Here is a 22852-nt window from a genome sequence, read left to right as displayed (position 1 = left end):
TGACTGCCCCTAGGGTGGAACGGCCGGGCGGACGGAGCCATGACAACACGGGGGCCCCACCAGACGTCCGCCCGCCGTTCGGGGATTCAACCGTCCCGTGGCCCCCACGACCAGGGACACCACACACATGAGCACACCCCTACGTACCCGCCTCCGGCGGCGCCTGGCCTCGTTCCTGGCCGTCGCCGCCTCCGCGGGGCTGTTACTCGTCGGACTCCCGGCCACGGCCCAGGCCGCGCCCGGCGACTACGCGAAGATCACCACGGGCAAGCGGTGCGACCAGATGCACCTCAAGAAGACCCTCCCCCGCACTCCGAACAACTCCGGAGCCCCCACGGGCCTGCACCACTGGGTGAAGTCCGGGCCGGACGAGGAGTTCTACTACAACAACGACTTCAAGGGCTTCGAGAACGTCCCCGTCCCCAGTCAGGCCGACCTGAAGGCGGCCGGCTCCACCCGGGCGGACATCGACGGCTGGGACGCCAAGTACGCCGCGTCCCGCAATCCCGAGGACATGAAGAACGCGATCTACGCCCGGTACCACCGGCACAGGATCGACTCCACCAACCCCAAGCCGTTCGGCTCCTGGATGACCCGCTACCTGATCAACAATCAGGCCAACGGGCAGAAGGGCGGCGCCTTCGAGGTCAAGGCCGTCCAGGACTTCAACCTCGTCGGCCCCGACTGGCTGTGTGAGGTGACGATCGAGATCTACGACAAGAACGGCAACAAGATCGCCTCGCGCCGTTACGACGCCTACAACCAGCGCACGGGCGAGCTGGGCGAGTTCAAGTCCAACGGCCACCGCAAGCCCGCCCAGTACCGGGCCGACAAGATCATCCTGCGCCACAAGGACGCCCGGTACGACTTCACCCGGGCGCGCCTGACCATGTTCACCAGCGAGAAGACGACCAACGTCACCCTCAAGGACTACGGGTCGCTGAACCGGGCGCTGCGCGCCGAGCGGGGCACCGGGAACAACCCGATCCGGATCGCCGAACGCCGGGCCACCGCCAAGGGTCTGTGGCCGCAGACCAAGTACACCAAGACCTATCCGGACTTCAGTCCCAGCCCCAACACCCGGACCCAGGGCCCGCTGAACTCCCTCGCCCGCGAATCGGGCAGGAACGCCGCCGAGGCGAAGCAGATCCAGGCCGAACACAACAAGGTCAACACCCGCAGCGCGCTCGGCCGCGGCCCGGGTGGTGTGGACTTCTCGACGCTGGAGCTCCAGTACGTCGGCAACCCGGTCAAGGGCAAGGGCCTGGACTACTCGATGAAGGCCGACTTCGTCGCCGACCCGGACAGCAACCCGGGCTGGGGCGGTGAGGCCAAGCTGACGCTCGCCTCCGACGCGCTGTTCACCTGGCTCGCGCTGACGCCGGACAAGTTCTGGGTGAACCTCAACCCGGACGAGCCCGAGCGGATCATGGACAAGGAGTTCGCGAAGACCGACGCCGGCCGTGTGCTGCTGGAGGCGGACCTCCGGCTCAAGCACGACGCGTTCGTGGTCATGGACCCCGGCACCCGCCGGGGCAAGCAGTTCTGGGACTCGCTCGCCCGCCGCGACGGCGCGCCCTGCCTGCACGGCATGCGCTCCTGGATCGAGCCCGAGCCGGCCAAGGTGCGCGAGCAGGACGGCGGCATCTACATCCTCGACGCGCCGCTGAAGGTCAGCAGCGTCCCGCAGGAGACGAACACCCCCGGCCCCGGCAAGGGCTGCGACCTGACCAAGGCCGAGATCCAGCACAACCAGCGCATGTACGACACGCTGATCGAGCCCGAGGTCATCAAGAAGATCAACGGCGACCCCGTGTACGCCGACCTGCGCCGCGTCTACTCCTCCCGGGTCGCCGCCGAGTGGATCCGGCAGCAGGACGCGAAGAAGGCGACCGACTTCCGCCCGATCATCAACAGCGACGACGTGCGCCGCTGGCCGCTGCGCGGCGAGAACAAGGACTGGAAGAAGGAGACCGTCTACAAGAAGTACGTGAAGGTGTTCAAGGAGGGCGAGTTCGAGTGGGAGATGGAGTACGGCGGCCTGACGTACACGTACATCGTGGGTGGCGTCGACTTCTCCAAGGCTCCCAAGCGCAACATCTCGCAGGTCGAGTTCCGGACGCAGCACCGCAGCCTGCCGCACACCACGAAGGACTCCGTGCGCGCACAGACCTCCGCCCGTGACGCGGAGGTCTCGTACCTCGGCGGCAACGGCGCGGCGAGGACCGACGACGGGAAGCCCACCCCGACCCCCACGCCCACCCCGAAGCCGACCCCGACGCCGGATCCGACGGACTCCGGCAAGCCCACGCCGGCACCGACCCCGACCGGTGGCGAGACGCCCCCGGCGGCCGAGGACCCGGACGGCGACCTCGCCGACACCGGCTCCGACACCCCCATCGGCCTCATCGCCGCCATCGCCGCCACCCTGGCGGCAGCCGGCGGCGTGCTGATGTGGTGGATGCGGCGACGCAGGACCACCGACGACCAGGACGGATAACCCTCCAGCCCGGTCACGAGCGCGGCCCCGCACCCGAGCTACGGGTGCGGGGCCGTGCGCGTTCACCCCCACCGGCAGCTCCTCCGACTGATCGGACCAAGTCGCGGTATGGGGTGGTTCAGGACAATATGGGCCCCGGTGGGCCCGGCCGGGGTCGCCTGACGCGTGGCTGCGGTCGTCCTGGTGAGGCCGCTCGACCGGGAGATCGGATGTGGCTGAGCTCATCATCATCGGGTACGACGACCCGGCCGTGGCCGACAGGGCGTACACCACGGTGGAGGAACTGCAGCGGGACTACGTCGTCCATCTCAACGGCCTCGCGGTCGTCTCCGTCGACGCGGAGGGCAGGACACACGTCGACACGGCCAGCCGCATCGTCGGTGTCTCCGCAGTTTCCGGGGCCCTGTGGGGTGCGATCTTCGGCGTGCTGTTCCTGATGCCCGGCCTCGGGCTGCTGACCGGGGCGGCGCTCGGCGGCCTCGTGGGCAAGCTCAGCAAGTCCGGCGTCGACGAACAGTTCCGCCGGCAGGTGGGGGATCTGCTGAAGCCCGGTTCCGCAGCGGTCGTGATCATGGCGACGAAGGTCACCGACGACAAGTTCACGGCGGCCATGCAGCAGCACGGCGGAACGGTGCTCAAGACCTCGCTCAGCGGCGAGGACGAGAAGGAACTGGCCGAGCAGCTCGCCGGCCACGTGTAGCCGCAGTCCCTCAGAGGAGACGCAGACGTGAAGCCCTCACCGGAGCGATCCGGACGCCCGGTCCGCACGCGGGCCGCCCACGCGGCCCTCGCCGTCGTCGTCGCAGCGCTCGGCGCGGCGGGCCTGGTGTCGTGCGGGTCCGACGGCGATTCGAGCAGTTCGACGAGCCCGCCCTTCAGCCCGCGCCCCACCCCGCCGGACACCGGCGCGTTCAGCGGGACCCCGCCGTCGGCCATCGCCTCCTCCGCGGCCGCGGCGATCGAGTCCGCGCGCGCCTCCAAGTCCGCCGTCGCGGCCTCGGCGTCCGCCCGGGAGGCGTCGCGCAAGGCGTCGATCGGGGCCGAGATCCAGCGCTCGCGCCAGGCGGCCGAGAACGCGCTGAAGGGTGTACAGGGCCGGGGGAACGCCCTGAGCGAGGTCGCTCTGACGGGCAAGCCCCGGGCCGACACCGCCGGGTTGCTGACCGCCCTCGTGACGATCACCAACAAGACGGACTCCACCGCCTCCTACGCCGTCCAGGTCGACTTCGTCGACGCCTCGGGCAAGGTCGTCGAGACCCAGTTCACCGGCGCCGAGGACCTGGCACCCGGCGAGCGGGAACAGCCCCTGGTCATCAGCCGGCAGCCGGGCGACGCCGCCCTCACCGCGTCGCTGGCGAAGGCGCAGCGGTACTGACACCCCCCGGCTTCCGAAGGATCTCTGGAGGAGAACCGCATGTCCGAACTCATCGTCATCGGCTACGAGGACCGGGCGGTCGCCGACAGGGCGTTCGCCGAGGTCCAGAAGCTCAAGAACGACCATGTCGTCGATCTGACCGGGCTGGCCGTCGTCTCGGTGGACGAGGACGGCAAGACCCATGTGGACACGCCGTCCAGGCTCGAGGAGGTCGCCCTGTCGGCGACCGCGGGTGCCCTGTGGGGCATGGTGCTCGGCATCATCATCCTCACTCCGGGCATCGGCGTGGTGGGCGCCGCCGTCGGCGGCCTGATCGGCAAGCTGAACCAGATGGGCGTCGACAACAAGTTCCGGGGCAAGGTGCAGGAGATGCTGAAGCCGGGTTCGGCGGCCGTCGTCATCATGGCGTCGAAGATCACGGAGGATCGGTTCGGCGCGGCGATGGGGCCCCTCGGCGGCACCGTGCTCAAGACCTCGCTCTCCGAGGAGAGCGAGCGCGAGCTCGCGGAGCAGCTGGCCGGTCCCGCAGAGGCGGCGTGATCCCCGGATCCGGACGACGGCAGCCCGAAAGATCCGCGCGACCGCAGTCCGAACGAGCGGCGCACGCGACGCCGCCGACTCCCCGCAGGAGTCGGCGGCGTCCTCCGTGCCGTCCCCTGCCGCCGGACTTCCTGCACGAGATCCCCGCGTTGCGGCTTTTGTCCCTGCTTTCGCGCTGACATGCTGCGTGCCCAGGACGGCCGATTCCTCGAGGGCCGTCGAGGAAGGGGATCACGTGCGGGGCGCGTCCTGGGAGCCGGTCGCGGTGCTCCTGGCGGTCGTCGTGGCAGGCGTTCTCCTTCTCCACGCCCTGGGATTCGCCGCCCGGTCCGAGCGTGAGCCGCTCGCCACGGGGCCCTTCAGCGGCGGGCTCGAGCCGCGCGAGCATCCGGTCTCACGGTTCCATGTGCGCTGGTACCCGGTGACGATGATCTTCCTGGCCTTCGACATGGAAATGCTCTTCATGTACCCGTGGACGAAGGTCGTCGGCGAGGTCGGCGCCCCGGCCGTCGTCGAGATGTTCCTCTTCCTGGGCATCCTGCTCGCCGGCGTCGGATACGCCTGGCGCGAGGGGGCGTTCCGGTGGACCTGAGGGCCCGGTTCGCCGGAGTGGCGCTGAGTCGGCCGGCCGTCCTGCTGGTGGCCGCTCCCGGCGCGACGCGCGAACGGCTCGCCGTCGAGGCCGAACTCGTACGGCGGGGCTGGCCCCGGGCGGCCGGGCCGGCGGCGGCCGACCTCGTCGTCTTCGCGGGCCGGCCGCTCCCCCTGGCAGGGGACGACTGGGCGGAACGCGTGTGGGGTGGCGTACCGGCACCGAGGGCGCGGACGGCCGTGACGGATGCCGGACACGCCGCCCACGCGCTGGATGGCGCGCATGCCGCGCTCCTGCGAGGAGGCGAGGGCGCCGCGCAGCACGACAGTACGCACGAGAGCCACAGCCACGGTTCCCTGCCGGGCGGCATGGAGCACGGCTCCTCGCCCGGCGGCATGGACCACGGGCACGGACACGACCGCGGGCACGGACGCGACCACGGGCACGGGCAGGGGCACAATCACGGGCACCACATCGGGTCCGTCGCCGGGTTCCCGATGGCCGAACGAGCTGACGACCGCGACGGGTTGAGGCTCGACCGGCTGCATGTCCCGTTCGGTCCCGTGCTGCCGGACTGGCCCGCCGGGCTCGTGCTGCGGACGGAGCTCCAGGGCGACGTCGTCCGGCGCGCCGCGGTCGAGACGGTGCCCGCGCCGCCCGGATCCCGGCCCGCCTTCTGGAGCGAGCCGTGGGTCGGGGCGGCGGCCGGGCAGGCGGTGACGGTCGGCGAGGCGGCCCGTCGGCGGTGCGCGGCGCATCTCGACAGCGTCGGCAGGTTCCTGGCCGTGGCGGGCTGGCCCGCGCCGGCGGCCGAGGTCCGCCGCGCCCGCGACAGGGCGCTCGACGGTGCGCCGGTCGCCGAACTCCGCACCCTTCTGCGTCGGCCGGTGCGGCAGGTGCGCCGGTCGTGGACTCTGCGGTGGCTCATGGCGGGTGTGGGCGTCCTGACCGTGGAGCAGGCGGACCGGCACGGGGTCGGGGGGCCTGCGCGGCTCGCCGGTGGCGACGCGTACAGCCGGCTGCTCGTGTGGCTGGACGAGATCGAGCGCGCCCTCGACGCGTGCGACGACCCCGGCCCGCTCCTCTCCGCCACGCTCGACGGCCCCCGGGGCCGCGTCGACCCTGATCGTCCGGCGTCCGCCGGGCTCCTCGACGTGCTGCCCGGGCTGCTCGAAGGCGTCGAGCTCGCGTGCGCGCGGCTCATCGTGGCGAGCCTCGATCCCGATCTCGACGAGCCGGTGTCGCGGCCCGCCGTGCGAGGAGGCCACGCGCATGGCTGAGGACACTCCGCTGTGGGCCGTCGCCGTACTGCCGGCCCTCCTGCCGGCGGCGGCGTGGGCGGCGGCGAGCCTCGGCGCAGGACCTCCCGGCCCGGGCCGGGAGGTCCTGCGGCTGCTGGTGCAGCAGCGGCGGGTCACGCGGGCCTCCGACATGCTGCTCGTCCGAGTGGGGACGGCGCTGCTCCCGGTCGCCGCGGTCCTGGCCGCCGCGGTGCTTCCCCTCGGCTTCCGGCCGGTGTCCGATCTGCCGGACGGGATCGTGTGGTTCAACGCCCTGGAGGCGCTGGCCTGGGCCGCCGTGTGGCTGTCGGGCTGGGGGCCGAACTCCACGTTGTCGCTGGTGGGCGGGTACCGCTTCCTCGCACAGGGGCTGGCGTACGAGCTGCCGCACATGCTGGCCATCACGACGGCGGCGCTCGGCGGAGAGTCGCTGCGGGTGGGGGCGGTCGTCGACGCCCAGGCGGGGCTGTGGTTCGCGGTGTGGATGCCGGTCGCGTGCGGGATCTATCTGCTGAGCGCCCTGGCCATGGCCTTCTGGGGGCCGTTCGACCAGCCGGTGGGGGCCGATGTGGCGGGCGGGGCGGCGGCCGAGTTGTCCGGCGTGGACCGGTTGCTGTTCCTCGGCGGGCGGTGGCTGCTGCTCGTGGTCGCCGCGGCCTTCTCCGTACCGCTGTTCCTCGGCGGCGGGCACGGTCCGCTGCTTCCGCCCTGGGCGTGGACGCTGGTGAAGACGGCGGCCGTGCTCGGGCTGCTCCTGTGGGCGCGGCGACGGCTGCCGACCGTGCGCATGGAGCGGTACGTGGAGTCGGCGTGGGTCGTTCTGACGCCGCTGGCGATCGCGCAGGCGCTGGTGGTGGCTCTGGTGGTGCTGGGACGGTGACGACGGCGGCGTTCTGGGTCCTGTCCGTGCTCGCGGTGGCGGGCGGGGTGATGGTGTTCCGCTTCGACTCGATGGCGCGGGCCACGTTCTCGCTGCTCACCTCGCTGCTGTGCGTGGGCGGGCTGTTGATCGTGCTGGGGCTCGAATACCTGGGGATCGTCACCGTGCTGATGATGACGATCGAGATGGCCCTGATGGCCGTGTTCATGATCATGTTCATGATGAATCCGGCTGGACTCGTCCCGATGAGCATGGTGCACAACAAGCGGGGAGCGGCGGTCGTCTGCGGTGCGGCGTTCGTGCTGCTCGTCGCGGGGATCCTGCTGGTCCGCCTGCCGACGCGGCGGGGCCGGGCGCCGGCCGATCCGACCATGGACCTCGGGATGTCCCTGATGGGGCCGCAGATGCTCACCATGATGACGCTGGGGATGGCGCTGTTCGCCACGATCGTGGCCACCGTCGTGCTCGCCACGCGCCGCGGCCGGTACGACCGTCTGGGTGACGACCTGCGGGCGGCCGGGCCCGACGACCCGGTCCGGGGCGGGGTGGGCCGATGACGCCGGAACTCTTCCTGATCGTCGCCTCGGCGCTGTTCTGCATCGGTCTGTTCGGCGCGCTGACGCAGCAGTCGATCGTCATGCTGATGATGGGGCTGGAACTGATGCTGGGCGGGGTGATCCTGGCCGCCGGCGCGATCTGGCGCCACATCGCCCCGGCGTCGGCGGACGGGCAGGTGCTCGTCGTCGTCGCGATCACGGCGATGGCGGTGGAGATGGCCGTCGGATTCGCGGTCGTCACCGCGCTGTTCCGGTCCCGTGAGGTCGACATGACCGACATGGCGGCGGAGTTGAAGGGATGAGCCCGCTGCTGTGGACCCTGGTCGGGCTGCCCCTGGCCTGCGGAGTCCTGCTCGCCGGAGCCGGCCGCAGGGCGGACCGGTGTGCTCCCGGGGTGGCTGTGACCGTCGCGGCCGCGGCCCTCGGGCTCGCGGTGACGGCCGCGCTGCGGCATCCGGCCGCCACGGCGCCGCTGCTCGACGGCCTGCCCCTCGGGCTGGCCGTGGACGGACTCTCCGGGATCCTCGTCGTCACCGTCACCGCCGTCACGCTCGCCGTACTGCTGTGCAGTGCGGTGGAGTTCGGCGTCGAGGAGGCGCGGGCGCGGTTCTTCGGGCTGATGCTGGTGTTCGCGGGGAGCATGCTCGTCACGGTGACCGCGACGACCCTGCCGGCCCTGCTCATGGGCTGGGAGGTCATGGGCGCCACGTCATGGGCCCTGATCGGCTTCTGGTGGCGCGATCCCGTCCGTACGGCCGCGGCCGGGACCGCGTTCCTCGTCACCCGCACCGCCGACCTCGGCCTCTACCTCGCGGCGGGCGCGGCCCTCGCCGCCGCGCCCGGACCGCTGACGCTCGACGCGCTCGCCGGTGCGGAGGAGCCGTGGCGGTCGTTCGTCACGGCCGGGATCCTGGTGGCCGCCCTCGGCAAATCCGCCCAACTGCCGTTCAGTTACTGGCTGTCGCGGGCCATGCAGGGTCCCAGCCCGGTGTCGGCGCTGCTGCACTCGGCGACGATGGTGGTCGCCGGCGCGTATCTGCTGCTGCGGACGGGGCCGCTGCTCGACGCCTCGGGCTGGGGTGCGGACACCGCCGCGTGGGCCGGTGCGGTGACGGCCGTCGCCCTCGGACTGGTCGCGGTGGCGCAGGGCGACGTCAAGCAGCTGCTCGCCGCGTCGACGTGCGCACAGATCGGGTACATGGTGCTCGCCGCCGGCGTGGGCGCGCGCACGGGCGGGGCGCTGCAGCTGATGGCCCATGCCGCGGCGAAGAGCCTGCTGTTCCTGGTGGCGGGTGCGTGGCTGACCGCCTGGAGTACCCGGCTGCTCGCGGAGTTGCGCGGTGCGGCGCGCGCCCGTCGGGCGGTCGGCGTCGTCGGCACGGTGGGTGCGCTGTCCCTGGCGGGGCTTCCGCCGCTGTCCCTGTGGGCGGCGAAGGACGTGCTGCTCGCCGGGGCGTTGGAGGAGGGGGTGCCGCTGTACGTGGCGGGGCTGGTCGCGGCGGTGCTGTCGGCCGTCTACAGCGTCAAGATCCTCTGGTTCGTGTGGCGCCCCCTCGCAGCACCGGCCGAGGGAACGCGCCCGACCCCGTCGGGCGTCGTACCCCCGCTGGCACTGCTCGCCCTCGCGTGCGTCGCGCTCACGCCCGTGGCGTTCCCGCCGGTACGGGACGCGCTCGCCTCGTACCTCGGCTCGGCTGATCAACCGGAGCCGCATGTGTGGGAGTTCGCGCTGTCCGGGGCGCTCGCGTTCGGTGCGGCGGCCCTGGCGTGGACGTGGCCCTGGGGTACGCGCACGGTCGCGGCGCCCGCGCGGGCGAGGCGGCTGTGCCGGGAGTGGCTGGGCCTGGAACGGGCCGCGCACGTCCTGCTCGTGTCCCCCACTCTCCGTCTGGCCCGTGCCGCCGCCGCGTTCGACGACCGGGTGCTGGACCGCGCCGTGGACGCCACGGCGACAGGGGCACTGCGGCTGGCCCGCTGGACGGACCGGTTCACCGAAGCGGCGATGGACGCGGCGGTGGAGGGCCTCGCCACGGCCTCCCGGGACCTGGGGCGTCGGGCCCGCCGCCCGCAGACCGGTCTGCTGCACCAGTACCTCGCCCAGGCCGTCGCGGCCTTCTCCGTCCTCGCCGTCGTGCTCGTCCTCGTGAGGTGACCCGTGCTCACCGTGCTCGTCTTCGCCCCGACCGCCGTCGCGCTGCTGCTTCTGGTCCTGCCGGCCCGGACTCCGCTCCGGGCGCTGCGCGCCGTGTGGGTGGCGACGACCGTCGCCGAACTCGCCCTGACCGTCGCCGTCTGGGCCGGGTACGCGGCGGGCGGCGGCCTGCAGTACGAGGTGCGGGCCCGGTGGATCCCGAGCGCCGGAGTCGGGTACCACGTCGGCGTCGACGGGCTGTCCCTGCCGCTCCTCGCACTCACCTGCGTGCTGTTCCTGGCCTGCGCCGTGTACTCGCTCCGTGACCACCGCCGGTTCCGCGCGTTCGCCGCGCTCTTCCTGTTCCTCCAGAGCACCTGCCTCGGGCTGTTCGTCTCCCTCGACCTGATCCTGTTCTTCGTCTTCTTCGACCTGTCGATCGTGGCGATGTACTTCGTCATCGCCGGGTGGGGGCACGCCGGAGCCAAGCGGGCCGCGCTGAAGTTCTTCCTGTACACCTTCGTCGGCTCGCTCGCGCTGCTGCTCGGCTTCATCGGCCTGTACCTCGCGGCCGACCCGCACACCTTCGACATCGTCGACCTGACCCGCCAGAACCCCCTGGCCGGGCGCCGCACCTACGCGGGCCTCGTCCTGCTCGCCATCGGCGTCGGACTCGCCGTCAAGACGCCCACGGTGCCGTTCCACACGTGGCTGCCGCCGGCCCACACGGAAGCACCGGCCGCCGGGTCCGCCGTCCTCGCCGGAGTGCTCCTGAAGATGGGCACGTACGGGTTCCTGCGCCTGGCGATGCCACTGCTTCCGGACGCGTGGCGGCAGTACGCGCTCGTCCTCGTCGTGATCGGTGTCGTGTCCGTCCTCCACGGCGCGCTCGTGGCGCTCGCGCAGACCGACTTCAAGCGCATGATCGCGTACACGTCGGTCAACCACATGGGCTACATCGTCCTCGCGGTCGGCGCCGCCGCCGCGACCGCCGACACCTCGCTGCAGGCCCGCTCGCTCGCGGTCACCGGCGCGGTCACGCAGATGGTCAGCCACGGCCTGATCACCGGCGCGCTGTTCCTGCTCGCCGGTGTGCTCCACGCGCGCGGCAGGACGTACGAGATGGGCGCGTACGGCGGGCTCGCCGCACCCGCCCCGGTCTTCGCCGCGCTGACCGGCGTGGCGGCGTTCGCGTCGCTCGGGCTCCCCGGCTTCTCGGGCTTCATCGCCGAGTTCCAGATCTTCACCGGGTCGCTCGGGCCGCGCCCGCTGGCGACCGCGCTGTCCGTGCTCGGCATCCTGCTGACCGCAGGGCTGTTCCTGCGCGCCCTGCGACAGCTCCTCATGGGCCCGCTGCGCCTGCCCGACGCACCCGGCACACCGCGCGTCTTCGCCGATCTGCGGGTCCACGAGAGCGCGGCCATCGTCCCGCTCCTCGCGCTGGCCGTCGTCCTCGGCGTCGCGCCGCGCTTCCTCCTGGACGTCGTCGAGCCCGCCTCCCGCACGGTCCTGGAGCTGCTCGCACGATGACCGAGATGAACGAGAACCCGCTCGACCTGCTGCCCGAGGTGCTCCTCGCCGCCTCCGCCGTCCTCGGCGTGCTGTGCGGCGCGTGGCTGCCGCGCCGGCGGCAGTGGCTCGTGGGGCTGCTCGCCGCGGGCGCGGCGCTCGCGGGCATCGCGGCGGCGGGCGTGGCCGCGGCGGGCCCCGATCTCACCGCGTTCGGCGAGGCGTTCACCGTCGATCCCGTCACCAGCGCCTCCCGTGTGATCGTGCTGGGTGCCGTGCTGCTCGTCCTGGCGCTGTGCGCCGTGCCGTTCCGTGCTCATCCGCGCGAGGCGGAACTGTACGTCCTGGTCCAGCTGTCCGCGCTCGGCGCGCTCGTCATGGCCGGCACGCAGGACCTGCTGCTGCTCGCCGCCGGCTACCTGCTGGCGAGCATCCCCGCGTACACACTCGCCGGCTTCCGCAAGGACGGGCCGGGCACGGAGGCGGCGCTCAAGTACTACGTGACCGGCGCGCTGCTGGGTGTCCTCATGCTGGCGGGGATCACCGTGCTGTACGCGGCCGGGCGGACCACCGGGTACCCGCGCCTCGGGCCGGCTCTGCCCGAGGCGCCGGAGGCGCTGGTCGCGGCCGGGGCGGTCGGTCTGCTCGCGGGGGTGCTGTTCAAGGCGGGCGCCGTCCCCGCGCACTTCTGGGTGCCGGACGCCGTCCAGGGCAGTACCGCCCCGGCCGCCGCCTTCCTGACCACGGTCCCGAAGATCGGCGCCCTCGCGGCACTGCTGCGCCTCGGCGAGGCGGCCCTGGCCGGCAGCGGCATGCCGTGGGCGGCGGTCGTCTCCGTGATCGCCGCCGCCTCGATGACCCTGGGCAATCTCGCCGCCTTCTTCCAGACGGACGTGAAGCGGCTCCTCGCCTACTCGACGATCAGTCAGGTCGGTTACCTGCTGCTGCCCGTCGCCGTCGCGGGCCGCTCGGAGCTCGCCCAGCCGGCGCTGCTGTACTACGTGGCCGCGTACGCCGTCACGAACCTGGGCGCGTTCGCGGTGGTCTGCGCCCTCCCGCGGGCCGGCGGGGTCGAGGACTACCGGGGGCTGCTGCGGCGGCGCCCGCTGCTCGCCGCGAGCCTCGTCGTGTGTCTGCTGGGCCTGGTGGGCACGCCGCCGACGGCCGTCTTCGTGGGCAAACTGGAGGCGTTCAGCTCCGCCTTCGACGGCGGCTACGCCTGGCTCGCGGTCCTGGCGGCGGTGAACACGGTGGCCTCGCTGTTCTACTACCTGCGCTGGATCGTGCCGTCGGTGTCGGGCGGCCCCGGGGACGCGCTCGGCGACAGCAGCCGCGCCGCGCGGACGGTGGCCCACACCGCGGCGGCCGTGTCGGCCGGGCTGGGCGTGGCGGCGGGTCCCGTGCTGTCGGTGCTGGACTCCCCTGCCGCCTAGGGGGTGTCTGACAATTCCCCGTGGAAGAAGGAGCGGCGTCCGGTGCGTGCGATCGCAAGGCGCCGGAGAGCCCTCGTAGCGGAGCTACTAGGGCTTTTCGGCAACGCGGCGAGCGTGCGTGCCGGGCGTCGCGACGCCGCGGGGAATTGTCAGACACCCCCTAGGGGCGGTTCCGCGGGGCTCGCCGGTCCGGTCTGGACGGCCTGGTCGCGGCGGCTCGGGAAGCAGCGCGGACTGCTGTGGTCCCAGGCCGTGTTCGCGACGGGGTCGCTGGCGCTGCTGCCGGGCGCGGCGCTCGACGGGGCGGTGGGTGTCGCGGTCACCGCGGGTGTCGTGAGGGTGATGGGGGTGGCGTCCGCGGGGCTGCGGTGTCCAGTACGGCGGGCGAGGCCGTCGCCCAGTCCGGTACGGCGCTGAGCGCGCCGCTCGCCGGCTTCACCGCCGTACCGGCCGCACTGATGGCGATCGCTCTGTACTGCCGGCGGCGTTACACGCCGGACGGCGCGGCCTCGTGATCCGCGGCCGCCGTCCGACCGCCGCGGAACACCTCGTCGACGAGCCTCTTCTGCGCCGTACCGAACAACTCGGCCGTCTGCGCATGGTCGAGCCGGGCGTCCCCAGTCGTCAGCGAGGCGGTCAGCGTCGTACGGCCGTCGGGCGAGCCGTACATCAGCGCCGCCCAGCCCCAGAAACCACCGTTGTGGGTGTAGATGGTGTCGCCGTGTTCCGTCTCCTGGACGAACAGTCCCAGGCCGTAGTTGAGCTTGGGGTGCGGGGAGCGCATCTCCGCCAGCAGCGGGGCCGGAAGGAGCTTGCCGCTCATCAGGGCGGAGAAGAACGTGTGCAGGTCCTGGGTCGTCGAGATCATGTCGCCGGCCGCGGAGATCCAGGAGGCGTTCATGCGGGTGACGTCGACCGTCCTCCACTCGCCGTCGGTCTCGTAGGTGTAGCAGGCGTGGGCGTGCGGTTCGGGGATCTCCGGTGAGGCGTCCGGGACGAAGGTGCCGGACAGGCCGAGCGGGCTCAGGATCCGTCGCCGCATCTCCTCGGCGAAGGGGCGGCCGCTGGCCTTCTCGACGAGCAGCCTGGCCAGGACGTAGTTGGTGTTGGAGTAGCTCCAGTCCGTGCCCGGCTCGAAGCGCGCCGGCTTGGAGAGGGCGAGGCGTACCAACTCCTCGGGCCGGTAGGTGCGGAACAGGTTGTCCACCCATTCCTGCCCCTGCCAGGGGATCCCCGGCACGATCGTGCCGTCGTCGTAGTACTCGCCGGTGTGGCTGAACAGGCCGCTGGTGTGCTGAAGCAGCATCCGTACGGTGATCCGCCGGTCCAGCCCGAACTCGGGCAGGTGGTCGTCCACCGGGCTGTCCAGGCCGAGCAGGTCGTCGGCGACCAGTTGCAGGACGAGGGTCGCGGCGAACGTCTTGGCATTGCTGCCTATCCGGAAGTGCCCGTCGGTCGGCGGTCGGGTGTCCTGGCCGAGCTCGCTCGCCCCGGCGCTGCCGACCCACTCCCCCCGGTCGTCGTTCACGCGTAACTGCACGCCGGCCCAGCCGGACTCGACGAGCTCTTGGAGGGCCTTCTGGAGCTCGGGACGATTCTGGGTGGTGGCGGTGTGGGTGACGGGCATGGTGGCGCGCTCCTTCGATCCGGGTCGGTGGTCGGTCTCCGTTCCGATGGGCACCATCATGGCACATAAATGGCACCAAGTAGAGCCACTAATGGCATCACGACGGCACTTCCAGCGCCAATAGCTGGCTCAGCCTCGTGAAATCGCTGGTCAGAGGCGACGCCCACGAGTGCCAGTGCCGCCACAGATCGACCCTGGCGCGGGAGATCGTGGACATGACAAGTACTCGCCGACGCCTGGGTGGGCCGGTGGTGGATCACCGGCGCTCGCCTACAGGTCGACCCGGGGATCCCTCACTCGAAGCGCGTCGGGTCGCCCGCGCCGTACCGCACGATCTCGGGCTCGCCGCCGGAGAAGTCGACGACCGTGGTCGGTTCCGTGCCGCAGTCGCCGGAGTCCACCACGGCGTCCAGGACGTGGTCGAGCCGGTCCTTGATCTCCCAGCCCTGCGTCATGGGCTCGGGCTCGCCGGGCATGAGCAGGGTGCTCGACACCAGGGGCTCGCCGAGTTCGGCGAGGAGGGCCTGGGTGACGACGTGGTCGGGGATCCTGACCCCGACCGTCTTCTTCTTGGGGTGCATCAGACGGCGCGGGACGTCCTTGGTGGCGGGGAGGATGAAGGTGTAACTCCCCGGCGTCGACGCCTTGACGGCGCGGAAGACGTCGTTGTCGACGTGCACGAACTGGCCCAGCTGTGCGAAGTCCTTGCACACCAGGGTGAAGTGGTGGCGGTCGTCGAGGCTCCGGATCGACCGGATCCGCTCGAGGCCGTCGTGATTGCCGAGCCGACAGCCCAGCGCGAAGCAGGAGTCCGTCGGGTACGCGATCAGCGCACCGGCCCGGAGGCTGTCGGCCACAGTGCCGATGATGCGCGACTGAGGGGTCTGGGGGTGCACATCGAAGTACTTCGCCATCCGGCGACCTTAAGGGATCCTGCGCGTGCTGTGGGGTCCGAGCGCGATCGAGGTACCCGAACGAATGCATTGTCGCCGTGTTCGCCCGGGGCGAGGGGCCGGGATACCTGTCGACGGGTTTCGCCGCAACGAAGGTGGGGCGGCTCCCGGTCGCGGAGCCGCCCCATGGTTACGGAGTGAGGATCAGAAGACGCTCACGCCGTACGCGCTGAGCGCCTCCGTGACGGGCTGGAAGAACGTGGTGCCGCCGGAGGAGCAGTTGCCGCTGCCGCCCGAGGTGAGGCCGAGCGCCGTGCTCCCGGAGAAGAGGGCGCCGCCGCTGTCGCCGGGCTCGGCGCAGACGTTGGTCTGGATGAGGCCGTAGACGACGTCGCCGCCGCCGTAGTTGACGGTGGCGTTGAGGCCGGTGACGGTACCGCTGCGCAGGCCGGTGGTGCTGCCGCTGCGCTGGACAGACTGGCCGACGTAGGCGTTCGCCGCGCCGGTGATGTCCCGGTAGCTGCCGTTGTAGAGGTAGACGCGTCCGTCGGCGGCGGAGGCGTTGGAGTGACGGATGATGCCGTAGTCGTTGGTCGGGAAGCTGGTTCCGGCACGGGTGCCTAGCAGGGTGGTGTTGGAGGAGTTGGTGTACCACGTGCTGCCGATGTTGGTGCAGTGGCCCGCGGTCAGCGCGTAGTACGTGCCGCTGCCGCTGCGGACGTTGAAGCCGAGCGAGCAGCGGCCGCCGCCGGCGTAGATGGCCTGGCCGCCCGCGATCAGCTTGTTGATCTTGCCGTTGGTCCGCTGGATCTTCAGGTCGCCGGCGCGGGTGCCGGCCGCCTTGCGGAGCGTCCCGATCTCCGCCTCCGAGACGGTGGAGTCGACGGTGACGATGACCTTGCCGGTGGCCTGATCGGTGTACCAGGCCGTGCCGGCCACGTCGGCGTCGAGCACGGCGTCGCTCGCGACGGCCAGGTCGGCGGACGTGGCCCGCGCGGAGTCGGCCGAGACCGCGGACGAGGTGGGCGCGGCCAGCGCCGAGGCGGCCACGAGGGCGCCGACGACGGCCATCACGCGGGTGGCTTGCGCGAGCTTGCCATGACGAAGCGGGCGCTTCACGTTCACTGCATCCTCCGGTGGGGGTCGTGGGCCGCTGGGTGGGCGGCCCTCGAATGCGGTCGATCCGCGGCGGTGTATGCCATGGACCTGTCAACGAGTTGCGAGAGGAATCCTCGACTCCGCACATGGAGCGGGGCAAGGTCGCCTTTCAGTCGCTCTACGCGCGTCCAGCGCGGACTTCACTGGACGGTGAGGCGCGGCGGCGGAAGGGGCGGTGGCGACGGTCACCTGAATGAGTGTCAGCAACTTTCAGGAAGTGATTGCGGACGGAATCCGACGGCGGGGGCTGCGGGCCGCGCGGGGGTGGCCGGAGACAGGGTGCACGCAGCTCCTGACGCAGGTACGGAAGGCTACATTCCCCTTGTTCGAGGGCTGTCGGGGGGCGAGATCCGATGAACGGCCTCGCAAGAGATCGCGAGGTCCCGCATCGACCGGCACTCTCCCGCATTCGCAGCATGCACGAGCAACGGCAGCACCGGCGAGTATCCACCCACGCGTCGGCCGGAGTTCGCCGGCAACGAGCGCCCGCGTTCACCCGCCCCTCTCTCCAGAGGAGTCACCCCGCGACGCCGAACATCGCAATCGCCCCGTCTCGATACGGTTCGCTGCCTGGCCGGATCAGGAACGGAACGACCGCCCCGGCGGTGCCGGCAGGGCCGAGCTGCTGTCCGCGAATGCCAGAATCGGCGGCATGCCGCTGTGTGACTACTTCGCTGCCGCCGACGACCAAGCCGCCGTCGCGGTCCTCCAGACTCCGGGAGGCCCAGGGCAGGCGGGACTCGACGTGGTCGCCCTCAAGAACATCGATCCCGTCGTCGCGATCGTCCAGCTCGAAGCCATCATGACCGGCTGTACTTACGAGGAGGCCGGCGAACGCCCGCGGTCCGGGCTACTGCTCTCCGAGCCGGAGGACGGCCCGCCGTTCGTGGTGAGCCTGTCGGGCACCCTGATCCACGCTCTTGCCACGGCGACGCAGGACGACCTGGTTCGCTATGCCGAGCCGTGGTCGATGACCGATGAACTCCGGCAGTCGGGAATCAGCGTCGAGGACACGACCACTGTCCTGGAGGTCCTGGCAGGACTGGCTCGGCGTGCTCAGGCTTCCGGGCTGCTGCTGTACTGCTGGTGGGCCCTGTGACTCACCGGTGCCGGGTGCGGGGTGCCAGGTGCCGGTGTCCGAACCCCATCCCTCCGTCCGCTACGAGGCGACGGTGCTGGTCACAGCCGTGATGGCGCGACTGTGACCAGCACCGTCGCAACGATCCTCAGGCGACGTCGAATTCGTTGCCCTCGGGGTCCTGCATGGCGGCGGCGTAGAACCCCGTGTCCGGCTCGTCCTTGATCCGCAGCACGGTGGCACCGGCTTTGACCAGCCGTTCCACCGTCGCCTTGACACGTTGCGCGCGGACGTCCAAGGGGACGTCACGGCCCCCGCCGACCTTCAGGTCGAAGTGCCACCGGTTCTTGGCGACCTTCGGCTCCGGCACCTGCTGGAACCACACCCTCGGTCCCCGCCCCGACGGGTCGATGATCGACTCCGGAATGTCCCCGGCACCGGCCGGCAACTCCTCCTCGGGCACGCCCACCGCCACCCAGTAGGCACGCCACGTGGCGTGCCCGTCCGGCGCAGGCTCAGGCACGTACCCCAGGGCCTCGGCCCAGAAGGCCACCATCCTCTGCGGATCGGCGCAGTCGATCGTCAGCTGCACGGTCATCTCCATGCTCGGAGCATCCCAGGCAGGTCTGACACCCGGTCCCCGGGTTGATCCCCCTGCGGCGCGCTCGTCGGGAGTCGGCAGGACGTCAGAGTCGACGAGTGGCAGCCCTTCGCCCGGCCGGTATGGTCGCGGCATGGGTGACAGTGGCCGGCCGACTCTTGATCAGATCGAGGATCGCTTCGTCGAGCTTGTCGCGGGTCGGTTGTCCCGGGACGAGGCCGACCGCTGGGCGGGCAGGTGGGTGCTGGAGGAGGGGCTCGTCTGGGACGACCTCTCCTGGTGGGCGCTGAACCTTCTCTACGGAATCGACCTCCCTGCGGATGAGAACGGTGCCTTCCTGCACGATGACGAACAGGTTCGGGCGTGGCTGTCCGAGCTGAGGGACCGCCGAGGGGCGTGAGCCGGCCGTAGTTCTGCAAGTCGGCGGTGTCAGTGGTCCCGGCTACGGTTCCTGGTCATGGGGTTCTCAGGGTCCTTCATCGTGGCGCGAGCCGGCCATGCACTGGCCGAGTTGGGGGCGCTGCGGGCCCTGGACTGTGAGTCGCTCTGGTGGGGGCAGGACGGCGCGTGGCAGATTCTGCAGGTGTGTCCTGTCGCCGATCCGGATCCTTCGATCATTCGTGAGACCGGGGCTTTTCTTCTGGTCGCTCACGTCGTGGACAGCGACTTCGCCACCGTTCAGGGAGCTGGTCCCGATGGCCTGTCATGGCAGTGCGTTCTGTCTCCGGAGATGGCGCGGGATTACGGCGTTCCCGGTGACTGGATCGGTGATTCCGCCGAGGTGGGAGAGCGCGCTGTGGCTTGGGCCCAAAGGGCCGGCCTTCAGCCGGATTCGGGGGCGCTGGCGGCTGCCCTGGCGGCTGAGTGTGATCCGCTGGCGGAGGACTTGGTCTTCGCCCTCGTGCACGCCTTGGGGTTCCGGTTCCGTGGCACGGTCGAGCCGGAGCCGGTAGCCGTGTGAGCGCACTGCGTCCGACCGAAAGCTGCGGTGAGTCTGTCCGTCCCTCAATCCCCGCCCACGCCGCCGCAGGACGACGACGAGTCGCGGTCCGTCCCGCTGCTCGATGAGCCGCCTGCGCAGGAGAAGGGGCTGTTCCCGCCGGCCCACCAACTGTCGTTGGCAGGCCCGCTCGGGGCGGGTCCGCCGCTGTGCGGCTCAGTGCCGGCGGGTGCGGCGATGATCACCAACACGATCAGGCCCAGCGCGGCCAGTGCCACGAGGATCACGATCCCTCCTACCACGTAGCTCATCGTCGCCCTGCCCCCTGCCCCTGACGGGATTTCGGCACCCACGCACGCTTCGTGCGTGGTGCCCACAGGATGCCCGCTGCATCGAAAACTGAAGCACCGGTCAGGACGCGCCTCAGCCCTTCGTCCGACAGGCCGTCCCAGCCTGCGTCGGAGCGATGGACGATTCGGCGCAGTTCGCGGGCGGTGCGAGGTGACATCGCCTGCATCACGGCGCCGAGGAGCACGCGGGCCTCGAGCGGATCGCCGCAGCAGTACCAGTGGGCGTTGCCCCACTCGTAGTCGTCCCAGAGCCGGCGCTCCGGGCGGTGGACGTCGTCCATCCAGAGGCGCACGGCCGCGCCGATGTCGTCCATCGTGCCACGTGCCGTCGGGCGGAAATGCTTCGACAGCGTCCCGCCCCGCCCGGCAGAGTGGATCCCGTGACGAGTAGTGAACTGTGGGGCCGTGCCGCCGCCGAGCGTTACGACGTCGAGGAGACCGAGATGGGGTCGGCCGCCGTCGTCGGGGCGACGGTCGACTTCCTTGCCGAGCTTGCCGGTGACGGGCGGGCGCTGGAGTTCGCCATCGGGACCGGGCGCGTCGGTGTGCCGCTTCGGGAGCGGGGCGTACCGGTCGTGGGGATCGAGCTGTCCGAGCACATGGCGGCGGTCCTGCGGCGCAAGGTCGACGAGGAGACGCTCCCCGTCACCATCGGCGACATGGCCACGACCGTCGTCCCCGGCGAGTTCGCCGTCGTGTACCTCGTCTACAACACCATCTCCAACCTGCTCACGCAGGACGAGCAGGTCGAGTGCTTCCGCAACGCCGCCCGGCATCTCGCGCCCGGCGGCCGGTTCGTCATCGAGCTGAACGTGCCGCCGTTGCGGTTCCTGCCGCCCGGTCAGGTCGCGGTGCCGTTCGACGTCTCCGAGCGGCATCTCGGATTCGACACCTTCGACCTGGTCGAGCAGGTTCTCGTCTCGCACCACCTCACGCGCGACGGCGACGACGGTCGCTACCGGCGTGGCAGTTCCCGGCACCGGTACGCCTGGCCGGCCGAGCTCGACCTCATGGCGCGGCTGGCCGGGCTCGAGCTGGAGCGTCGCGTGGCGGACTGGAGCGGGGCGCCGTTCACCCAGGACTCCGGGAAGCACGTCTCCGTGTGGCGGAAGACGGGCCGATGACGGGCCGCCGGGCCTGACGGGTGATCTTCGGGCGGGTCGGGCGGCGGGCGCGACTTCGGGTGGTAAGGCGCCGTCGATACTCCGGGCATGAGACTCGCCCGCTCCACGTCGCGCTCGCGCCACCTCGCCGCGGCGGTCACCGCGGTCGTCGCCCTCACCGCCCTCGGCGCCCCGGTCGAAGCCACCGCCACGGCCGCCGCCGGTGACTAGGGACAGCGACGTTGCGTGCCCTCCCGCGTGCCCGGGCACGGGCCGGCGCGGGACGTGCTGCGGATCGCCGAGCAGGCCAAGGACGAGATGGGCCTCAAGTCCGTGATCCTGCGGGTCACCGTCGACGGACGGAACGTCGTCACCACCGCGCTCGGCGAGTCGATGACAGGGGTCCCCGCCGACCCCGCCATGCACTTCCGCAACGGCAACATCGCCATCAGCTACATGGGCACGGCGCTGCTGCGGCTGGTCGACCAGGGCACCGTGCGTCTCGACGATCCCGTCGCGCGCTGGCTGCCGGATCTGCCGCAGGGCGAGCGGATCACTCTGCGCATGCTGGGCGCCTCCACGACCGGCCTCGCCCACTACGTGCCCCTCCCCCGGTTCCAGCAGGCGGTCACCGCCGACCCGTACCGCCACTGGACGCCCCAGGAGCTCGTGGCCCTGTCCACCGGTCAGCCCCGGTGGTACGAGCCGGGCACCAACTGGAGCTACTCGCACGCCAACTTCGTCCTCCTCGGCGCCGCCCTCGAGAAGATCACCGGCACCCGGCTCGACCACCTGCTCCAGCGCGAGGTCACGGGCCCCCTCGGACTGCGCGAGACCCGCAACAGCTTCACCCCCGGACCCGTCCTGCACGCCTTCTCACCCGACCGCGGGCTCTACGAGGAGTCCACCTTCTGGAACCCCTCCTGGACCACCGCTCCGGGCGCTGTGCAGACCACGGACATCTGCGACCTCGCCCGCTCCGCCGCCGGCATCGGCTCGGGGCAGCTGCTCTCCCCCGCCGGCCACCGGGAGCTGCTGGATCCGGGGGCCGTGGGGCTGGGCACACCGACCCACACGTGCCCGGCGACGGTCTGCCTCCCGAACACCGAGGCCACGCACTACGGCATGGGCGTCCTCGTACTCGGTGACTGGATCTCCCAACACCCCCTGTTCTTCGGCTACTCCGCCTCCCAGAACTACCTGCCCGAAGAGCGCCTCGCCATCGCCGTCTCCACCACGCAGGGCCCGGACACCCCCGACGGACACACGGCCCACACCATCGCCCAGCGCATCGCCGCCGCGCTCACGCCCGAGCACCCCATCCCCGAATACGGGTGAGCCGGGGGGCCGCGGGGAGCGCCGGGAGGCTGCGGAGCGCGACGTAGACTCGGGGGGTGAACGAGAATCTTCCCCCTTGCCCCGAGTGTTCCAGCGCCTACACGTACGAGATGGGCGCGCTGCTGGTGTGCCCCGAGTGCGGGCACGAGTGGTCCGCCGCCCCCGCTTCCGCCGCCGAGAACGGTGGCGGCGAGAAGGTGATCAAGGACTCCGTCGGCAATGTGCTGGCCGACGGCGACACGGTCACCGTCGTCAAGACCCTCAAGGTGAAGGGCAGCCCCACCGGGATCAAGGCCGGTACCAAGGTGCGCAACATCCGGCTCGTGGACGGTGTCGACGGGCATGACATCGACTGCAAGATCGACGGCTTCGGGCCCATGCAGCTCAAGTCCAGCGTGGTGAAGAAGGCCTGAGTCGGGCCTGATCACCGTCCGCTCCCCCTCTGATCTCCCCTCCTCCGCGGCTTCATTTATCCGCGAATTGCAAAAAATGGCAATTCAATACATGCTGGGTTCGCTGCGCTCGTAGGTTGCCGCGGGCGCAGCGCTCAGCCTGTCCGTTGCCTCGAGGAGGGTGCGCGAGCGTGTCCGTGCCGCTGTACCAGGCCAAGGCCGACTTCTTCCGGATGCTCGGTCACCCGGTTCGGATCCGTGTGCTCGAGCTGCTGCAGGACGGGCCGAAGGCGGTACGGGACCTGCTGGCGGAGATCGAGATCGAGCCGCCGGCGCTGTCGCAGCAGCTCGCCGTCCTGCGGCGGTCCGGGATCGTGTCCTCGACGCGGGACGGGGCCACTGTGGTGTACACCCTCGCGGGCGGTGACGTCGCCGATCTCATGCAGGCCGCGCGGCGCATCCTCACCGAGATGCTGGCCGGACAGAACGAGCTTCTTGCCGAGCTCCGGAAGGCCGAGGTCGGCTCCCGGTGAACCGTGTCGTGGAGCGTCTGCGCTCACTGCTGCCCCGGCGTG

27 protein-coding genes are annotated in these 22852 nt (G+C 71.2%); 21 read left to right on the top strand and 6 right to left on the bottom strand.

The genetic code is table 11. From position 1 onward, the window contains the following. The first annotated feature begins 127 nt into the window (after positions 1-127). The 13 genes from ABZO31_RS33535 to ABZO31_RS33475 all read left to right on the top strand — a co-directional run bounded on the left by ABZO31_RS33535 (position 128) and on the right by ABZO31_RS33475 (position 13312). The gene (locus ABZO31_RS33535; RefSeq protein ID WP_406865115.1) at positions 128-2500 is read left to right on the top strand and encodes a hypothetical protein; all 2373 of its coding nucleotides are present in this window, start codon (positions 128-130) and stop codon (positions 2498-2500) included. A gap of 211 nt (positions 2501-2711) precedes the next feature. Further along, a complete protein-coding gene (locus ABZO31_RS33530; protein ID WP_406865113.1) occupies positions 2712-3200 on the top strand; it encodes a DUF1269 domain-containing protein in 489 nt (162 codons plus the stop codon). 27 nt (positions 3201-3227) lie between these two features. Beyond that, positions 3228-3875 carry an FxLYD domain-containing protein gene (locus tag ABZO31_RS33525; protein ID WP_406865111.1) on the top strand — a complete coding sequence of 216 codons (648 nt, stop codon included), beginning with the start codon at positions 3228-3230 and terminating at the stop codon, positions 3873-3875. Between the two features lie 39 nt (positions 3876-3914). Further along, on the top strand, positions 3915-4415 hold the full coding sequence (locus tag ABZO31_RS33520; protein WP_406865110.1) for a DUF1269 domain-containing protein: 501 nt from the start codon (positions 3915-3917) through the stop codon (positions 4413-4415). A gap of 235 nt (positions 4416-4650) precedes the next feature. After that, positions 4651-5007 carry an NADH-quinone oxidoreductase subunit A gene (locus ABZO31_RS33515; protein WP_406865108.1) on the top strand — a complete coding sequence of 119 codons (357 nt, stop codon included), beginning with the start codon at positions 4651-4653 and terminating at the stop codon, positions 5005-5007. Then, the gene (locus tag ABZO31_RS33510; protein ID WP_406865106.1) at positions 4998-6287 is read left to right on the top strand and encodes a hypothetical protein; all 1290 of its coding nucleotides are present in this window, start codon (positions 4998-5000) and stop codon (positions 6285-6287) included. Before ABZO31_RS33515 ends, ABZO31_RS33510 begins: the two co-directional genes overlap by 10 nt. Next, positions 6280-7167 carry an NADH-quinone oxidoreductase subunit H gene (locus ABZO31_RS33505; RefSeq protein WP_406865105.1) on the top strand — a complete coding sequence of 296 codons (888 nt, stop codon included), beginning with the start codon at positions 6280-6282 and terminating at the stop codon, positions 7165-7167. Before ABZO31_RS33510 ends, ABZO31_RS33505 begins: the two co-directional genes overlap by 8 nt. 50 nt (positions 7168-7217) lie before the next feature. Then, entirely contained in the window at positions 7218-7724 is a 507-nt protein-coding gene (locus tag ABZO31_RS33500; protein WP_406865566.1) for an NADH-quinone oxidoreductase subunit J, read from the top strand. Continuing rightward, complete coding sequence (gene nuoK / locus ABZO31_RS33495; protein ID WP_406865103.1) at positions 7721-8026, top strand: NADH-quinone oxidoreductase subunit NuoK; 306 nt, start codon at positions 7721-7723, stop codon at positions 8024-8026. The genes ABZO31_RS33500 and nuoK overlap by 4 nt, the downstream gene beginning before the upstream one ends. Continuing rightward, on the top strand, positions 8023-9876 hold the full coding sequence (locus ABZO31_RS33490; protein ID WP_406865101.1) for an NADH-quinone oxidoreductase subunit L: 1854 nt from the start codon (positions 8023-8025) through the stop codon (positions 9874-9876). The genes nuoK and ABZO31_RS33490 overlap by 4 nt, the downstream gene beginning before the upstream one ends. A gap of 3 nt (positions 9877-9879) precedes the next feature. Beyond that, positions 9880-11385, top strand: coding sequence for a complex I subunit 4 family protein (locus ABZO31_RS33485; RefSeq protein WP_406865100.1), 1506 nt, complete (start codon positions 9880-9882; stop codon positions 11383-11385). Then, a complete protein-coding gene (locus tag ABZO31_RS33480) occupies positions 11382-12797 on the top strand; it encodes an NADH-quinone oxidoreductase subunit N (RefSeq protein ID WP_406865099.1) in 1416 nt (471 codons plus the stop codon). The genes ABZO31_RS33485 and ABZO31_RS33480 overlap by 4 nt, the downstream gene beginning before the upstream one ends. A 368-nt stretch (positions 12798-13165) precedes the next feature. Next, complete coding sequence (locus ABZO31_RS33475; RefSeq protein WP_406865098.1) at positions 13166-13312, top strand: hypothetical protein; 147 nt, start codon at positions 13166-13168, stop codon at positions 13310-13312. On the opposite strand, the gene ABZO31_RS33470 is transcribed toward ABZO31_RS33475, so the two are convergent. From ABZO31_RS33470 to ABZO31_RS33460, 3 genes are all read right to left on the bottom strand, one after another. Continuing rightward, positions 13285-14424: a serine hydrolase domain-containing protein gene (locus tag ABZO31_RS33470; RefSeq protein WP_406865097.1), complete on the bottom strand. Its 1140-nt coding sequence runs from the start codon at positions 14422-14424 to the stop codon at positions 13285-13287. The two genes, ABZO31_RS33475 and ABZO31_RS33470, sit on opposite strands and share 28 nt — an antisense overlap. Before the next feature lie 293 nt (positions 14425-14717). Beyond that, positions 14718-15338, bottom strand: coding sequence for an L-threonylcarbamoyladenylate synthase (locus ABZO31_RS33465; RefSeq protein WP_406865096.1), 621 nt, complete (start codon positions 15336-15338; stop codon positions 14718-14720). Positions 15339-15521: 183 nt separating this feature from the next. Continuing rightward, the gene (locus tag ABZO31_RS33460; RefSeq protein ID WP_406865095.1) at positions 15522-16442 is read right to left on the bottom strand and encodes a S1 family peptidase; all 921 of its coding nucleotides are present in this window, start codon (positions 16440-16442) and stop codon (positions 15522-15524) included. A 685-nt stretch (positions 16443-17127) separates the two neighbouring features. On the opposite strand from ABZO31_RS33460, the gene ABZO31_RS33455 reads away from it, so the two are divergent. Beyond that, positions 17128-17574 carry a hypothetical protein gene (locus ABZO31_RS33455; RefSeq protein ID WP_406865094.1) on the top strand — a complete coding sequence of 149 codons (447 nt, stop codon included), beginning with the start codon at positions 17128-17130 and terminating at the stop codon, positions 17572-17574. 127 nt (positions 17575-17701) lie between these two features. Here the strand turns inward: ABZO31_RS33455 and ABZO31_RS33450 are convergent, their stop codons facing one another. Beyond that, complete coding sequence (locus tag ABZO31_RS33450; protein WP_406865093.1) at positions 17702-18157, bottom strand: VOC family protein; 456 nt, start codon at positions 18155-18157, stop codon at positions 17702-17704. A gap of 130 nt (positions 18158-18287) precedes the next feature. Here ABZO31_RS33450 and ABZO31_RS33445 point away from each other — a divergent pair, with 130 nt between their 5' ends. Both ABZO31_RS33445 and ABZO31_RS33440 read left to right on the top strand, forming a co-directional pair. Beyond that, positions 18288-18554, top strand: a complete 267-nt coding sequence (locus ABZO31_RS33445) for a hypothetical protein (RefSeq protein WP_406865092.1) — start codon at positions 18288-18290, stop codon at positions 18552-18554. A 57-nt stretch (positions 18555-18611) separates the two neighbouring features. Continuing rightward, positions 18612-19115: a hypothetical protein gene (locus ABZO31_RS33440; protein ID WP_406865091.1), complete on the top strand. Its 504-nt coding sequence runs from the start codon at positions 18612-18614 to the stop codon at positions 19113-19115. Between the two features lie 44 nt (positions 19116-19159). On the opposite strand, the gene ABZO31_RS33435 is transcribed toward ABZO31_RS33440, so the two are convergent. Further along, a complete protein-coding gene (locus tag ABZO31_RS33435) occupies positions 19160-19405 on the bottom strand; it encodes a hypothetical protein (protein WP_406865090.1) in 246 nt (81 codons plus the stop codon). Further along, complete coding sequence (locus ABZO31_RS33430) at positions 19402-19758, bottom strand: hypothetical protein (protein ID WP_406865089.1); 357 nt, start codon at positions 19756-19758, stop codon at positions 19402-19404. The genes ABZO31_RS33435 and ABZO31_RS33430 overlap by 4 nt, the downstream gene beginning before the upstream one ends. Positions 19759-19824: 66 nt before the next feature. Here ABZO31_RS33430 and ABZO31_RS33425 point away from each other — a divergent pair, with 66 nt between their 5' ends. The 5 genes from ABZO31_RS33425 to ABZO31_RS33405 all read left to right on the top strand — a co-directional run bounded on the left by ABZO31_RS33425 (position 19825) and on the right by ABZO31_RS33405 (position 22810). Beyond that, positions 19825-20568: a class I SAM-dependent DNA methyltransferase gene (locus ABZO31_RS33425; protein ID WP_406865088.1), complete on the top strand. Its 744-nt coding sequence runs from the start codon at positions 19825-19827 to the stop codon at positions 20566-20568. 87 nt (positions 20569-20655) lie between these two features. Then, positions 20656-20778 carry a hypothetical protein gene (locus ABZO31_RS33420; RefSeq protein ID WP_406865087.1) on the top strand — a complete coding sequence of 41 codons (123 nt, stop codon included), beginning with the start codon at positions 20656-20658 and terminating at the stop codon, positions 20776-20778. Positions 20779-20793: 15 nt separating this feature from the next. Further along, the gene (locus ABZO31_RS33415; RefSeq protein ID WP_406865086.1) at positions 20794-21885 is read left to right on the top strand and encodes a serine hydrolase domain-containing protein; all 1092 of its coding nucleotides are present in this window, start codon (positions 20794-20796) and stop codon (positions 21883-21885) included. A 56-nt stretch (positions 21886-21941) separates the two neighbouring features. Beyond that, positions 21942-22298 carry a zinc ribbon domain-containing protein YjdM gene (locus ABZO31_RS33410; protein ID WP_406865085.1) on the top strand — a complete coding sequence of 119 codons (357 nt, stop codon included), beginning with the start codon at positions 21942-21944 and terminating at the stop codon, positions 22296-22298. Positions 22299-22468: 170 nt separating this feature from the next. Next, the gene (locus tag ABZO31_RS33405; protein ID WP_406865084.1) at positions 22469-22810 is read left to right on the top strand and encodes an ArsR/SmtB family transcription factor; all 342 of its coding nucleotides are present in this window, start codon (positions 22469-22471) and stop codon (positions 22808-22810) included. Positions 22811-22852 lie beyond the last annotated feature (42 nt).

It is taken from the genome of Streptomyces solicamelliae, from assembly GCF_045348655.1.
GTDB classification, from domain to species: domain Bacteria; phylum Actinomycetota; class Actinomycetes; order Streptomycetales; family Streptomycetaceae; genus Streptomyces; species Streptomyces solicamelliae.
The sequence above is the reverse complement of the archived record's forward strand: the minus strand, read 5'-3'. Positions and strand labels throughout refer to the sequence as shown.

Bases quoted from the DNA above. Each gene is read 5' to 3' on its own strand.
- ABZO31_RS33535 (WP_406865115.1), top strand. From the start codon at position 128: ATGAGCACACCCCTACGTACCCGCCTCCGGCGGCGCCTGGCCTCGTTC.
- ABZO31_RS33520 (WP_406865110.1), top strand. From the start codon at position 3,915: ATGTCCGAACTCATCGTCATCGGCTACGAGGACCGGGCGGTCGCCGAC.
- ABZO31_RS33505 (WP_406865105.1), top strand. From the start codon at position 6,280: ATGGCTGAGGACACTCCGCTGTGGGCCGTCGCCGTACTGCCGGCCCTC.
- ABZO31_RS33500 (WP_406865566.1), top strand. From the start codon at position 7,218: ATGGTGTTCCGCTTCGACTCGATGGCGCGGGCCACGTTCTCGCTGCTC.
- nuoK (WP_406865103.1), top strand. From the start codon at position 7,721: ATGACGCCGGAACTCTTCCTGATCGTCGCCTCGGCGCTGTTCTGCATC.
- ABZO31_RS33490 (WP_406865101.1), top strand. From the start codon at position 8,023: ATGAGCCCGCTGCTGTGGACCCTGGTCGGGCTGCCCCTGGCCTGCGGA.
- ABZO31_RS33480 (WP_406865099.1), top strand. From the start codon at position 11,382: ATGACCGAGATGAACGAGAACCCGCTCGACCTGCTGCCCGAGGTGCTC.
- ABZO31_RS33470 (WP_406865097.1), bottom strand. From the start codon at position 14,424: ATGCCCGTCACCCACACCGCCACCACCCAGAATCGTCCCGAGCTCCAG.
- ABZO31_RS33465 (WP_406865096.1), bottom strand. From the start codon at position 15,338: ATGGCGAAGTACTTCGATGTGCACCCCCAGACCCCTCAGTCGCGCATC.
- ABZO31_RS33455 (WP_406865094.1), top strand. From the start codon at position 17,128: ATGCCGCTGTGTGACTACTTCGCTGCCGCCGACGACCAAGCCGCCGTC.
- ABZO31_RS33450 (WP_406865093.1), bottom strand. From the start codon at position 18,157: ATGGAGATGACCGTGCAGCTGACGATCGACTGCGCCGATCCGCAGAGG.
- ABZO31_RS33445 (WP_406865092.1), top strand. From the start codon at position 18,288: ATGGGTGACAGTGGCCGGCCGACTCTTGATCAGATCGAGGATCGCTTC.
- ABZO31_RS33440 (WP_406865091.1), top strand. From the start codon at position 18,612: ATGGGGTTCTCAGGGTCCTTCATCGTGGCGCGAGCCGGCCATGCACTG.
- ABZO31_RS33435 (WP_406865090.1), bottom strand. From the start codon at position 19,405: ATGAGCTACGTGGTAGGAGGGATCGTGATCCTCGTGGCACTGGCCGCG.
- ABZO31_RS33430 (WP_406865089.1), bottom strand. From the start codon at position 19,758: ATGGACGACATCGGCGCGGCCGTGCGCCTCTGGATGGACGACGTCCAC.
- ABZO31_RS33420 (WP_406865087.1), top strand. From the start codon at position 20,656: ATGAGACTCGCCCGCTCCACGTCGCGCTCGCGCCACCTCGCCGCGGCG.